The sequence below is a fragment of the Tianweitania sp. genome (genome assembly GCF_032053605.1).
GTDB lineage: Bacteria > Pseudomonadota > Alphaproteobacteria > Rhizobiales > Rhizobiaceae > Tianweitania.
The window spans coordinates 1-12,023 of record NZ_DAMBUH010000100.1 but is presented as its reverse complement, the minus strand read 5'-3'; the positions used below and the strand labels follow the sequence as shown (position 1 = coordinate 12,023).

The window sequence follows — 12,023 nt, the reverse complement described above, 5'->3', positions numbered from 1 at the left end:
CAACAAGACTGCCGCCACCGACCGCAACTGGGGCACCCGCTCAGGCGCGGGCGTCGAGCGCATCGGCTACGGCGAAACCGACTCCGGTCGCGGCGCCGGCCGAGGCTCCGTCAAAACCCGCACCATCGAAGGCGAACTCATCGCCAAATCCACAATGGACACCCCGTCGGCCTTCTCAGTGGGCGACCGGGTGTTTCATCAGAAGTTCGGCAACGGCAATGTGGCCGCCATCGAGGGGAACAAGCTGACGATCGATTTTGACAAGGCTGGGCAGAAGCGCGTGCTGGATGGGTTTGTGACTGGGGTTTAGGGGAGTTGGCTAGTTGCGGAAATCTAACGGCACGCCTCTTCAAGCAACTTCACATGAGCCGCATATTTAAATATTTTCCCCCTGGGCCTGGGCACTATATCGACATCAGTAAAATCGTCGATGAGAAGCTGGTCGTGTGTAAATAGAAGCCTGCAACCGCTTGAAAGCGCTAGGGCCACAATATGAGGATCATCTGATCGCAGCTTTGCATTGCAACTGTCCTCAAGAGGATCAACCTCTACGTCCATAAGAACGCCTGCTAACTGCAGCTGCTGAAGTAAGCCGCCTAAGGCGGTTTTGGCCAGTTCTTCTTTATGTTTCCCCCCGGTGACGCACGGTAATTTACCAGAAATTATAAACTTTAGTAAAATAGCGCCGTCAGCGTCAGATGACTTTACCCTGTGGGCACAGTTTGCGTCTATAATAATGGTCACAGGGTCAGCCCTAACGAACGAGCTTGCTCTCGCAGGAAGAAATTTCTGTAGCCTTTAGGAGGATTATTGATAATCCCATCCGACGTTATACTCATCTGTATAATGTCGGTATCTAGTTCATTCCTTCGAAAGTAGAGCAGATTTACATAAGGAGATACACTAACGTCCTTCTGGTCTCGTACATCCATCCTAATCCGGTCTATAACGTGGTCGCTATGCGTTTCCATAAACACGGTATGTCGCTTGTCCTTAGACGAACGGAAGATAAAGGAAGCGAGCTCCGCCTGTGCCTGAGGATGCAGATGAACCTCTGGTTGCTGAAAAAGAAAAGTGGCGGAGCTATCTCTTACCAATATCTCGTAGATGATCGGCAGAGCTTGGCTTACACCATATCCAACATCGACAATGGAACTTTTGCTCTTCCCAACTGAGACGGTAAGTTGAAAGGGTCCATTCTTCCTCTTCTCTAAGTGACGAACATTTATACTGGAAAAGAGGCCCGATGCTTTTCCGAAGCTGTTCAGGCCTGCTTGAACACGCTTCCATTTTTCCTCATCAAAGGCACTCATCTGAGCCAGCAAGATGGGCGCATTATCGCCCTCCGTCGTAGGCGAAATGTCCGCAGGATTGTAAATTCGCTTCGGCTCAGTTCGAACTGGAGCAGTAGCGTATACTTCGCTGCTTATTTGCGATTGCGCTGCAGTGAAATATGCAGCTAGTTGTGCCATGTCGCTTTCGACGGCGCTAGTTTCGCTTGCTGGCTGTCTCTCCTGACGACTGATTGTAAATATCAAATCAGTAAACATATATCTTAAGAAAGAAAAGTTCAGTCCAAGTACATCTGCACCGCCGAACCTTGAACCTTCAATTTGGCGTGCTTCATCCATCGCAGGAGTTTTAACTGAGAATGTAGGCTTACCTCCAGGAAAGGTCATATGTACCCGGTAATTTCCAGAACGGAATGTAAGGGCGGACAACCTTGGTTGCGATCGGTAATTCTCGAAAGCGACGTCAATCTGATATGAGCGCGAGGCCTCTTCAGGTTTGCGCTTTGCCGGATGTGGATACACGTAATCGCGTGCACTCACGATCTCAGATGGCGAAATTTCACCGCGGACTGAAAACGCAATTACTGGCGCTCGACCAAATCGCCCTCCACGTCGATGAGCAATGTCCTCGAAAGAACCTAGAAAATAAGGATACCTATTAAACGAATTGTCCACGGAACCGCCAAAAAGTCCGAAAACAAATCTAATTGCCGCAAGAAATGAGGTCTTTCCAGAACTATTCTCTCCCACAAGGAGATTTATTGCCTTTATATCAATATAGTCTGTTTTGTGAAAACTTCTAAAGTCACGCAGTGAAATCTGCATTTTGAACTCTCAACATCCGCGTTCTCGGAGCGATGCACTTTGAAATGCACCTCTTACATGAGCTGTATAGAGGTTAAGCAGGTTTGAGAAGCACTTTGCGCACGTACTAACCAGCATGTCACATCTGTCCTCAAAGGGCAAAAGGAAGCTGAAGCGCACGCACCCACCCGTAGGTCCATGCTTGACCACCTCGGCGTGGGTTACTGGGATGAGCCACCACATTTAATGGTTCGGCATGGATCCTCGGGTCAAGCCCGAGGATGACGAAGCTGTGGATCCAGTCCTTTCATTCTCCCCTGTGGAGCCCGAAGGGCGGGGGAGGCCCGTGACACGCCCGGGCGGTGGCTGAGCGCAGCGAAGTCGGATGAGGGGTGTTCCAGCTGGGCAATGAGGTGGATAAAAATCCTTTATCCGTTTCGTCGCTACCCGCCGCTCCCCCGTCTCCCACAAGGGAGAAGATCATGCACCCGACCTTCGTGCCAATTTCTTATCCACGCCCCTCCCCACTCCCCCTATCCTCCACCCATCGCCCTCATTGGGAACTCTGGTGCGCACCGGGGATCAGAGGAGGGCGGCGGTGTCCGGGCTGGTTGCGCTGCGGTAGCGCGATCTGGAGGTAATCAGTCCTCTCCAAGCCCGGGCCACGAGCCGGTTCAGCCTGTTTCGGACCTTTCCAGGGGGAGAGCCATCCGAACAGCCTACCGGTGCCGCGGCAAGCGCACCGACGGACGCGAAACCACCCGCGCCGTACAAACTATCATCAAAGGCGCGGGGTTTCGCGTCCGCTTCCCAAGCAACCAGCGCGGGAAGGCGGAAACCTGTGTCTGGTGGTCAAGCGCAAAGACAATCAACGCGCGGCACACTGGAGGTCCGGCACAAGTGCACAGCGGAAAGGACGGCGAATGCAAGCAACCCGATGCGCGCCCTTCCCTACCGTCCTAAAACTTTCGCGGCCCGCCCGGAACCGGACTGCAACAGTTCTGTTTCCCGTTCCTAAAACAACAAAAAGCATACAGGGAATGGCAGTGACGATTGCTGAGGATACGCTCCTTGTTCTCGCCCCTCCGCAGATGGACCTGGCGCGGTCGGAACAGCTGCTTCATCAGAATGGCGTGAAGCATTATCGTTGCGAGGATGTGGCCGAACTCGCCGCACTCGCACCCATGGCGGGCGGTGCCATGGTGTCGGAAGACAGTCTCGTCGGGGTGGATACCGGCGCGCTCGTGCGCATGCTGGAAGGCCAGCCGCCTTGGTCGGATTTTCCGTTCCTGATGGTGGTCGAGCGCAACGACGACGCCGACGACGATGAGCGCCTGGAGCGCTTCGCCAAGCTCGGCAACGTCACCTTCGTGGAACAGCCCTATCTGCCATTCTGCTTCATCGGCAATGTGAAAACCATGCTGAACAGCCGCCAGCGCCAATATCGCGCCCGCCGCCAGTTCGAAAACATGGCCCGCGTCGATCTCGACCTCGCTTCCGGCCTGGAGCGCCAGCGCCTGCTGGTGCGCGAGCTGCATCACCGGGTGAAGAACACGCTGGCCACCGTTCAGGCCTTGATGAGCTCCACCGCGCGCTCCTCGCTTACCGTGGAAGAATTCCGCCAGGCCCTGCTCGGCCGCATTTCAGCGATGGCCCATGTCCACGAGGTGCTGACCGAAGACAAATGGCAGGAAGCGCCGCTCCGCGCGCTCTTCGCCTCCCAGCTCGAGCCGGAAGCTGGCCCCGACTTCAAGGGTGAAGCCAGGATCGACGGTCCGGACATCAAGATCCCCTCCCACCTCGCCGTCCCGCTCGGCATGGCTGTGCATGAGCTGACGATCAACGCGCTGAAATACGGCGCCCTGTCTCAAGCCGGCGGCACGGTCGCCGTGTCATGGGAAGTGGAAGCGGCACCTGAGCGCATGATGCTGCGCATCGAATGGCGCGAAGAAGGCGGCCCGCCCACCCCCGTCCCGCGCCGACGCGGCTTCGGCTCGCAGTTCCTCGAACGCGTTCTGCGCCAGCAGGCTGCCGCTGATGTCGAGCTGAACTACCATCCAGCCGGCCTGCAGGTCATTATCCACATGCCCCTGCCCGAACGCACGTCCTTCCACCTCTTTACGGACGCGTGATAGGATCGCTTAAGCCGTGCGGGCTTCCCACTTCTCAAGGAAGTCCGTGATCGAAAGCGCCTGCATATCAGGAATGGCCTCGAACAACTGTTCTTTGGGCCAATCCCCCCAGCCGAGCCGCTCGATCCGCTCCGCGATCGCCGGCTCGAACCGCCGCCGCAGCACTTTCGCCGGCACGCCAGCCACGATCGTGAACGGCGCGACATCCCGGCTTACCACCGCATTCGCCCCGATCACCGCGCCGTTGCCGATCGTCACCCCGGGCAAGATCACCGCGCCGTGACCGATCCAGACATCGTGCCCGATCACCACCCGAGCCTGCGCCCGGCGATTGCGCACCGACTGGTCCACGCCAAGAAAGCGGAAGAACTCGTTCGGCCGGTAACTCACCTTGTGGCTCGTGATCCGCTCGATCGGATGCGCAAGAGCATTGATCCGCGTGTTGGAAGCAATCGAACAGAACTTGCCGATCGTCGCATGCGCCCCCTCCGCATGGCGCTCGAAATAGCTGTAATCGCCCACGGTCACATCCCGCAGGATCACCCGTTCCGCAAACACCACATGCCGACCAAGCTTGCAGCCCTTCAACTCCGCGCTCTGGTGAAAGCGCGGTTCATCGGCAATAAAGCGGAGGTCTTCAGGTTCAGCCATCCGCCTGCTTTACAGAGCCGGATGGCAATCAGGCAAGGATCAGGGCTTGCCCTTGCTCCACGTCACGTTTTGCCCGTAGAGCGGAACGGTCGAGATCGCCATCTTGGCCGACCCATCCTGCACCTGGCGCGAATGCGAAAGGTAGATCAGTGTGTCGTTCTGCCGGTCATAGATCCGCTTCACCATCCGCTGCTTCCAGATCAGGCTTATGCGCTGGTCGAACACTTCCTCACCGCCCTTCGAAAGCTCAATGTCGCCGACCGTAATCGGCCCGGTCTGACGGCAGGCAATGGAGGAATCGGACGGATCCTCGAACCAATTGCCCTTCTTCAGCCGGTCAAACAAACCGCGCTCGAAATAGGAAACATGACAGGTCACCCCCGACACTTTCGGGTCGGTAATTGCCTCGACGATGATGTCGTTGCCAAGCCAATCGACGCCCACCTTGCCGACTTCGTCAGCCTGAACAACAGGCGCGAATCCGACGATCGCGATCAATGCGGCCGCAGCAATTGCACGAAACGACATCCGGATTCCTTTGTTCAACATGGACCGGCCTGAAAATGGTGCATCCAAACACAAGTGCAAGCGCTACAGCGGCAAGATGCACCTTTCCGCAACACGCGGGAATGGCTATCAAGTCGCATGCGCCCGCTCGTGCCCACCTCTGCCGCCCCGCTCCGCCTTCTGGCGGCTTTGCTGGTTGCAGCTACAGTGACCGGGCTGAGCTTTGCGCTTTGGATGGACAAGGGTCCGGCCATCTTCATGGCGCTCGTTCAATCGGGCATGTCCTGGTGCTTTTGATCCAAAATGAAGGAGTTCGTCGATGATGCGCGTCATCCTCATTGCCGCTGCCGTGCTTGCGGCAGTTGTCGTGGGCATCGGGTCCTTCGTGATCTATCAGGGCGCTGCGAGCACTGAAGCGCGCGCCTTCGGCGATCCGTTCACGCTGGTGGATCAGGACGGCAAGCCGGTGACGGAAGCCGCCTTCCGCGGCCATCCCTCGGCGGTCTTCTTCGGTTTCACCCACTGCCCGGAAGTCTGCCCGACCACCTTGTTCGAGATGGATGGCTGGCTGAAAACGCTGGGCGATGAGGGCAAGAACATCCGCGCTTACTTCGTTTCGGTTGATCCCGAGCGCGACACGCCGGAGATCATGAAGTCCTATGTCGGCAACGTGTCTGACCGGATCGTTGGCTTGACCGGTGAGACGGCCAAGGTGGAAGCCATGGCAAAGTCCTTCGGCATCTACTTCCGCAAGGTCCCGCTGGAAGGCGACGATTACACGATGGATCACACGGCGTCCGTTCTGCTGCTCAAGCCCGACGGCGACTTTTTCGGCACCATCGCCTATGAGGAAAACCCGCAGGCAGCCATTGCCAAGCTGAAGCGGCTGGCGGGCGCCTGATGGTCGATCAAGTCAGGTTGTTTTTCGTCGGCGAAGGCAGACCCGTTCGCGATCTTCACCGCCAACTGGAAGCCGTGTTCGAGGAAGACGGCTATCCCATCGCGATGGTCGAACTGGACGAAGCCGCCGATCGTCACGAGATTTCCATCTATGCCGACGCCGAAGACGAGACGGCCGAAGAGCGCATTCGATCAGCCGCTCCCGACCTCTCGATCAACCGAGAGGAACTGCCGGAGATCGATTGGGTCACGGCTTCGCTACAGGGACTGAAGCCGGTGCGCGCCGGCCGCTTTCTCGTTCATGGCCATCATGATCGTGACCGGCTGCAGCCCAGTGACATCGGCATCGAGATTGAAGCGGGTCTTGCCTTCGGCACCGGCCATCATGGTACGACAGCTGGCTGCCTGACCGTGATCGGCGAGGTGGTCCGGCGCGAAAATCCGCGCTGGATGCTGGACCTGGGAACCGGAAGCGCAGTTCTCGCTATCGCCATGGCTAAGCTGACGCGACGCCGCGTGCTTGCGACCGACATCGATCCGGTTGCCGTGCGGGTTGCAGTCGAAAATGCGCGCCTCAATCAGGTCGGGGATCTTGTGCGCGGCGAAACCGCGATCGGCTTTGCACACCGCGCCATCGCAGCAGCGGCACCTCTCGACCTGATCGTCGCAAACATCCTGGCAAAGCCGCTGATGCGGCTTGCGCCCGAAATGCGCAATCATCTCGTGCCGGGCGGATCGGTGATCCTGTCGGGCATTCTGCAGCGTCAGCGCAACGCCGTCATTGCCGCCTATGTCGCGCAGGGCTTCCGGCACATTCGCACCCTTCCGCTTGAAGGCTGGGTCACGCTTCACCTGAAGCGCTGAAACAAAAAAGGCGACCTTTCGGCCGCCTTTTGCATTCCATGAGCAGTTCTCAGTAACCCGCGGAGATGCTCCGGCGAGCCAGCACGTCGGCGCGGGTGCGGCCGTTCTTGGCTTCGAAAGCATCCACCACGCGCTGTGCTTCACGGAAGCGTGCGTCCATCAGAGCGTTGAGGGCGTTGCGGAAGAAGCCACGCTTAGCGGTCTGTGCAGTCATCTCAATCTCCATGCGTTTGTGTTCTGAGGAGAAAGGTAAGCTGCACTGACCTACTTTGCCATGCCGAATTGTGCATGGCAGCAATGTCGTTTTGCAATGCACAAAAACAACCTGCTCATCTTTGCACCATCCGGCTCGCCGACGTGCTAAGAACACGCTGCATCATCAACAGAGCGCATCATGTTTCAGTCTTTTGAATCGCTAACCGACCCCTCCCAGGGCAGAGAGCGCGTCGCCAAGCTGCGCCGCCTGATGGAAGAAACCGGCATGGACGGCTTCCTCGTTCCGCGGGCAGACGAGCATCAGGGCGAATATGTTCCGCCTCGCGCAGAACGCCTTCAATGGTTGACGGGCTTCACAGGTTCGGCCGGGATCGCCCTGATCCTTCGGGACAGCGCCCTGATCTTCGTGGATGGTCGCTACACGCTGCAGGTACGTAAGCAGGCTGATCCACAAACCTTCACCTTCGAAAGCCTAGTGGATTCGCCGCCGCCAGTTTGGATCGAGCAGAATCTGGAGCGTGGAACGCGCCTCGGCTTCGACCCCTGGCTGCATACAGTGGCGGGAGTCCGGTCCTTACGACAGGCTGTTGAACAACGTGGCGCATCCCTAGTCGCCGTCGACAACCTCGTTGATCTGATCTGGGAAGATCAGCCGGAACCGCCACTTGGCCGCACTGCGATCCAGCCGGAAGCCTTCGCCGGTGAGTTGGCCAAAAACAAGCTGCCTCGGCTGGGAGCCCGCGTGCGCGACATCGGTATCGACGCCACCGTGCTGACTGACCCTTCCTCCGTGGCATGGGCCTTCAACATCCGCGGCAGCGATGTGCTCCATACGCCGCTCGCTCTCAGCTTTGCCATTCTGCCGGCGGAAGGTCTGCCGCAGTTGTTCATCGATGAGCGCAAGCTCGACATCGAGACCAAAGCCTACCTCACGCAGCTCTGCGATCTGCGGTCGCCGACGGACCTGGAAAGCGCTCTTGCCCAGCTTTCCAAGAACGCCGTTATCGGCCTCGATTTCGGTCTTGCCGCCGAGAAGCTGCGCCTGATCGTGGAAGACAATGGCGGTCGGGTCGTGCCGCTTGCCGATCCCGCGCGCCTGCCCCGCGCCACCAAGAACGCAGCCGAGCTTGAAGGCAGTCGTGCCGCCCATCGCCGCGATGGCGCGGCCATTGTGAACTTCCTGCATTGGGTGGAACAGCAGCAGGGCGGAAAGGTCGACGAAATCACAACAGTCGAGAAGCTGGAAGGTTTTCGTCGCACGGCAGGCGATGAAGCGCAGATGCCCCTTCGCGACATTTCCTTCGACACTATCTCCGGTTCCGGGCCGAATGGCGCCATCATGCATTATCGCGTGACCCGCAAGACCAACCGCGTGCTCGAACAGAACGAGTTGTATCTCGTGGATTCCGGTGCGCAGTATCAGGATGGCACCACCGACATCACCCGCACCACCATCATCGGCACGCCGACGGCGGAGATGATCAGGCATTACACGATCGTGCTGAAGGGCCTGATCGCAATTTCGCTGCTGCGCTTCCCGGCAGGAACGCGCGGTTGCGACATCGATGCGGTGGCGCGCCTGAACCACTGGAAGGCCGGGCTCGATTTTGCCCATGGCACCGGCCACGGTGTGGGCTCCTACCTCGCCGTGCATGAGGGGCCGCAGCGCATCGCCAAGACTGGCACGGAAAAGCTCCTGGCCGGCATGATCCTGTCCAACGAGCCCGGTTATTACAAACCCGGCTCCTATGGCATCCGGCTGGAAAACCTGATCGTGGTGGAAGCAGCTGCCGACGTCGATGGCGGCGACATTCCGATGCACAGCTTCGAAACGCTGACGCTCTGCCCGTTCGAACGGCGGCTCATCGACCCGAGCTTGCTGACGCCGGATGAGCAAAGCTGGCTCGACACTTATCACGCCTGGGTTCAACGCGAGCTGGCCTCGCTCGTTTCCGGCGACGCAGCCAAATGGCTGGAAGAAAAAACGCAGCCGCTCGAAGGCTGATCAGGCCAGCCAGTGCCGCATGGCGATCAGCACTGCGGCACCGGCCACGAAGCCGATGAACATCGGCGCACGCAGGCAAACAAACGCGGCGACCAGCAGGGCCGACCATTCGGCCGGACCGCCATTCATGGCAGCAGGCGCAACCAGCGTCGTCAAAACAGCTGCGGGCACGGCCTCAAGCCCTGCCTGAACACGCGGATGGATGCTGTCAAAGCGCGAAAGAACAATGTGGCCACCGATGCGCGTCAGATAGGTCGCCAGGCCGCCGAGCAGGATGATCCAAAGATTGACGCTCATGATGTCGCCTCCTCGACTGCAGCCGCTTCGAGAGGAACGGCCGCCCTTGGCGGCAAAGCTGCGGCCAGCAGGATACCTGCGAGCGCGCCGATGCTGACGTGCCAGGGCGAACCAATGGTGCGATAGGCAATCACCGATACGACAGCACTGACCAAGACGACAGGAAGCCAGCGGGGTCGTTTTCGAAAGCCCATGACGAGGCCGAGAAAATAGATCGACAGCAGGAAATCGAGCCCGATGGCATGCGCGTCCGGCATGACCTGGCTACCGAACTTGGCTCCGATCCAGGTCATCAAGATCCAGGAACAATACATCGGCAGCGACATGCCGGCATACCAGATGATCGAGATCCGCTTGCCGTTTTCGACCCGACGCTCAGACTCGGCAAACACCGGATCAACCAGGAAAAAGAAGGCGGCGGCTTTTTTCAGTGGTGACCAGTGCGGCACATGCTGACCGATCGCCGCGGAATAGAGCACATGACGAAAGTTGACGGCAAAGATCGAAAACACGATCAGCCACGGCGCAACATGCTGGCCGAAGAGCTCGATGCCCACCATCTGGCTGGCTCCGCCATACACGGCCGCACTCATCAAGACGGCTTGTGCAACGCTCAGGCCATTTTCAACGGCCATCGCACCGAACAAAACCGCAAAAGGGGCCGACGCCACGAAGATCGGCACCCCGGCTCGCACACCCTTCCAGAGGTCGTCAAGACGATCGCTCGACACGGATGTTGCTGACATCGGCTGGACCCTGGCAAGGAAGACTTGGCTCCGCGCTTAGGTGAAATGCCACTGCGCGTCACACGAATTCCATTGATCCAGCCTTCAACCGCCCCCTTTATCGCCCGATGCGCTCGAACCACTGATCTTCGGTAATGACCTCGATGCCAAGCTCGGTCGCGGTCGTGAGCTTTGAACCCGCACCCGGACCTGCCACAACCAAATCCGTCTTCTTGGACACAGAGCCAGCCGCCTTGGCGCCGAGTTCCTCCGCCATCGCCTTGGCTTCGTCACGTGACATGCGCTCCAGCGAGCCGGTAAACACGATCGTCTTGCCCGCGACCGGCGAGGAAGCCGGCACTTTCACGCGCTTGTTCACGGTCGAAACCCCGGCATCGAGCAGCGCCTGTACCGCGCGTCGATTATGCTCCTCCTCGAAGAAGTGGATCAGCGACAAACTCGCGACCGTGCCGATGTCGCTGTCGCGCGACAAGCCGAGATAGGCCTCACCGGGCCGCCCTGCCTTCGCCGCCGCAAGACCAGCGCGGATGCCGGCCTCATCGCCAAAGCGCTCGCGCAAGGCCACGCGCTGCTTGGCCGAAAGCCCAAGCTCGCCGTCCTTTGTAGGCAACCATAGCGGATCGCTGAGCTTGTCCTCTCCCACCTCCATCAGGCGCTCGAAACTCTTCGCGCCGATGCCTTCCAGCGCGTTGAGCTCCGCCCAAACCTCACTTGCTTGACTGTCGCGCGCAGCATCGATTCCCTGGATCAGTCCCCGCACATCATCAAAGTGCCGCGCCAGAGCCTTCGCCGTGGTTTCACCAATCTCGGGAATGCCGAGCGCGAAGATGAAACGATCAAACGCGATGCTGCGCCGATCCTCGATCGCAGCCAGCAGATTGTCGATCGCCTTGGATGTTTCAGGCTTCTTCGCAGCCTTCTTGGTCTCCGCGTCCACGCCACGCCGTGCATCCGAAAGCGCCTGGCGCCGCTGTTCAAGCGCGGCCTTTAGCGGCTCGAACTCGAGCTTGAAGATATCGGCAGGCTCATGCACCAGGCCGGCATCGAACAGCGCCTCGATATAGGTTTCGCCAAAGCCCACGATGTCGAAGGCATGGCGTGACACGAAGTGCTTCAGCCCTTCACGCCCCTGCGCCGGACATGTCAGACCCGCCGTGCAGCGTCGCACTGAATCGAGCCGTCCAGTCCGTGGATTGATCTCGCGCACCGCCTTCGAGCCGCATACCGGGCATTGCTTGGGAAAGTCATACGGCTCCGCTTCGGCCGGCCGCTTCTCCAGTACCACATCCACGACCTGCGGGATCACGTCGCCGGCACGCTGGATCACCACCGTGTCGCCGATGCGAATGTCGCGTCCTTCGCGGATCGGATTGCCGTCGGAGTCTCTGCCCTCGATATAATCTTCGTTGTGCAGAGTGACGTTCGACACGACAACGCCGCCCACCGTCACCGGCTGCAAACGCGCCAGCGGCGCCAGCTTGCCGGTGCGCCCGACATTGATGTCGATCGCCTGCACCGTTGTCGTCGCGCGCTCGGCCGGGAACTTGTGCGCGATCGCCCAGCGCGGGCTGCGCGACACGAAGCCGAGTTCGCGCTGCTGTTCGAGATC

At 59.2% G+C, this 12,023-nt stretch carries 13 protein-coding genes and 1 pseudogene; 6 read left to right on the top strand and 8 right to left on the bottom strand.

Annotated features, from left to right (window positions below; genetic code table 11):
* A pseudogene (locus tag RTX98_RS16980) lies at positions 1-310 on the top strand (ATP-dependent DNA helicase); the annotation flags it as partial.
* 23 nt (positions 311-333) lie between these two features.
* Here RTX98_RS16980 and RTX98_RS16975 read toward each other — a convergent pair.
* The gene (locus RTX98_RS16975; RefSeq protein WP_312797996.1) at positions 334-744 is read right to left on the bottom strand and encodes a hypothetical protein; all 411 of its coding nucleotides are present in this window, start codon (positions 742-744) and stop codon (positions 334-336) included.
* On the bottom strand, positions 741-2,117 hold the full coding sequence (locus RTX98_RS16970) for an AAA family ATPase (RefSeq protein WP_312797995.1): 1,377 nt from the start codon (positions 2,115-2,117) through the stop codon (positions 741-743). Before RTX98_RS16970 ends, RTX98_RS16975 begins: the two co-directional genes overlap by 4 nt.
* Before the next feature lie 1,019 nt (positions 2,118-3,136).
* On the opposite strand from RTX98_RS16970, the gene RTX98_RS16965 reads away from it, so the two are divergent.
* A complete protein-coding gene (locus tag RTX98_RS16965) occupies positions 3,137-4,228 on the top strand; it encodes a sensor histidine kinase (RefSeq protein ID WP_312797994.1) in 1,092 nt (363 codons plus the stop codon).
* Positions 4,229-4,237: 9 nt separating this feature from the next.
* Here the strand turns inward: RTX98_RS16965 and RTX98_RS16960 are convergent, their stop codons facing one another.
* Together RTX98_RS16960 and RTX98_RS16955 are read right to left on the bottom strand one after the other, a co-directional pair.
* Positions 4,238-4,879: a DapH/DapD/GlmU-related protein gene (locus RTX98_RS16960; protein WP_312797993.1), complete on the bottom strand. Its 642-nt coding sequence runs from the start codon at positions 4,877-4,879 to the stop codon at positions 4,238-4,240.
* Between the two features lie 39 nt (positions 4,880-4,918).
* Positions 4,919-5,407 carry a CreA family protein gene (locus RTX98_RS16955; protein WP_416223152.1) on the bottom strand — a complete coding sequence of 163 codons (489 nt, stop codon included), beginning with the start codon at positions 5,405-5,407 and terminating at the stop codon, positions 4,919-4,921.
* 117 nt (positions 5,408-5,524) lie between these two features.
* On the opposite strand from RTX98_RS16955, the gene RTX98_RS16950 reads away from it, so the two are divergent.
* Genes RTX98_RS16950 through RTX98_RS16940 form a run of 3 tightly spaced genes read left to right on the top strand, consistent with a single transcriptional unit; the run spans position 5,525 to position 7,150 of the window.
* A complete protein-coding gene (locus RTX98_RS16950; RefSeq protein ID WP_312797992.1) occupies positions 5,525-5,683 on the top strand; it encodes a hypothetical protein in 159 nt (52 codons plus the stop codon).
* A gap of 22 nt (positions 5,684-5,705) precedes the next feature.
* Positions 5,706-6,287: an SCO family protein gene (locus tag RTX98_RS16945; protein ID WP_312797991.1), complete on the top strand. Its 582-nt coding sequence runs from the start codon at positions 5,706-5,708 to the stop codon at positions 6,285-6,287.
* Positions 6,287-7,150: a 50S ribosomal protein L11 methyltransferase gene (locus RTX98_RS16940; RefSeq protein ID WP_312797990.1), complete on the top strand. Its 864-nt coding sequence runs from the start codon at positions 6,287-6,289 to the stop codon at positions 7,148-7,150. Before RTX98_RS16945 ends, RTX98_RS16940 begins: the two co-directional genes overlap by 1 nt.
* Positions 7,151-7,199: 49 nt before the next feature.
* Here RTX98_RS16940 and RTX98_RS16935 read toward each other — a convergent pair whose 3' ends face one another.
* Complete coding sequence (locus RTX98_RS16935; RefSeq protein ID WP_189502685.1) at positions 7,200-7,364, bottom strand: hypothetical protein; 165 nt, start codon at positions 7,362-7,364, stop codon at positions 7,200-7,202.
* A gap of 180 nt (positions 7,365-7,544) precedes the next feature.
* On the opposite strand from RTX98_RS16935, the gene RTX98_RS16930 reads away from it, so the two are divergent.
* Positions 7,545-9,371, top strand: coding sequence for an aminopeptidase P family protein (locus tag RTX98_RS16930; RefSeq protein WP_312797989.1), 1,827 nt, complete (start codon positions 7,545-7,547; stop codon positions 9,369-9,371).
* Here RTX98_RS16930 and RTX98_RS16925 read toward each other — a convergent pair whose 3' ends face one another.
* From RTX98_RS16925 to RTX98_RS16915, 3 genes are all read right to left on the bottom strand, one after another.
* Positions 9,372-9,668 carry an AzlD family protein gene (locus tag RTX98_RS16925; RefSeq protein ID WP_312797988.1) on the bottom strand — a complete coding sequence of 99 codons (297 nt, stop codon included), beginning with the start codon at positions 9,666-9,668 and terminating at the stop codon, positions 9,372-9,374.
* Positions 9,665-10,414 (bottom strand): AzlC family ABC transporter permease, encoded by a 750-nt coding sequence (locus RTX98_RS16920; protein ID WP_312797987.1) that lies wholly within the window; start codon positions 10,412-10,414, stop codon positions 9,665-9,667. The genes RTX98_RS16925 and RTX98_RS16920 overlap by 4 nt, the downstream gene beginning before the upstream one ends.
* Before the next feature lie 97 nt (positions 10,415-10,511).
* Positions 10,512-12,023 (bottom strand): BRCT domain-containing protein (locus RTX98_RS16915; protein WP_312797986.1); only part of this gene is annotated, 1,512 nt, incomplete at its 5' end.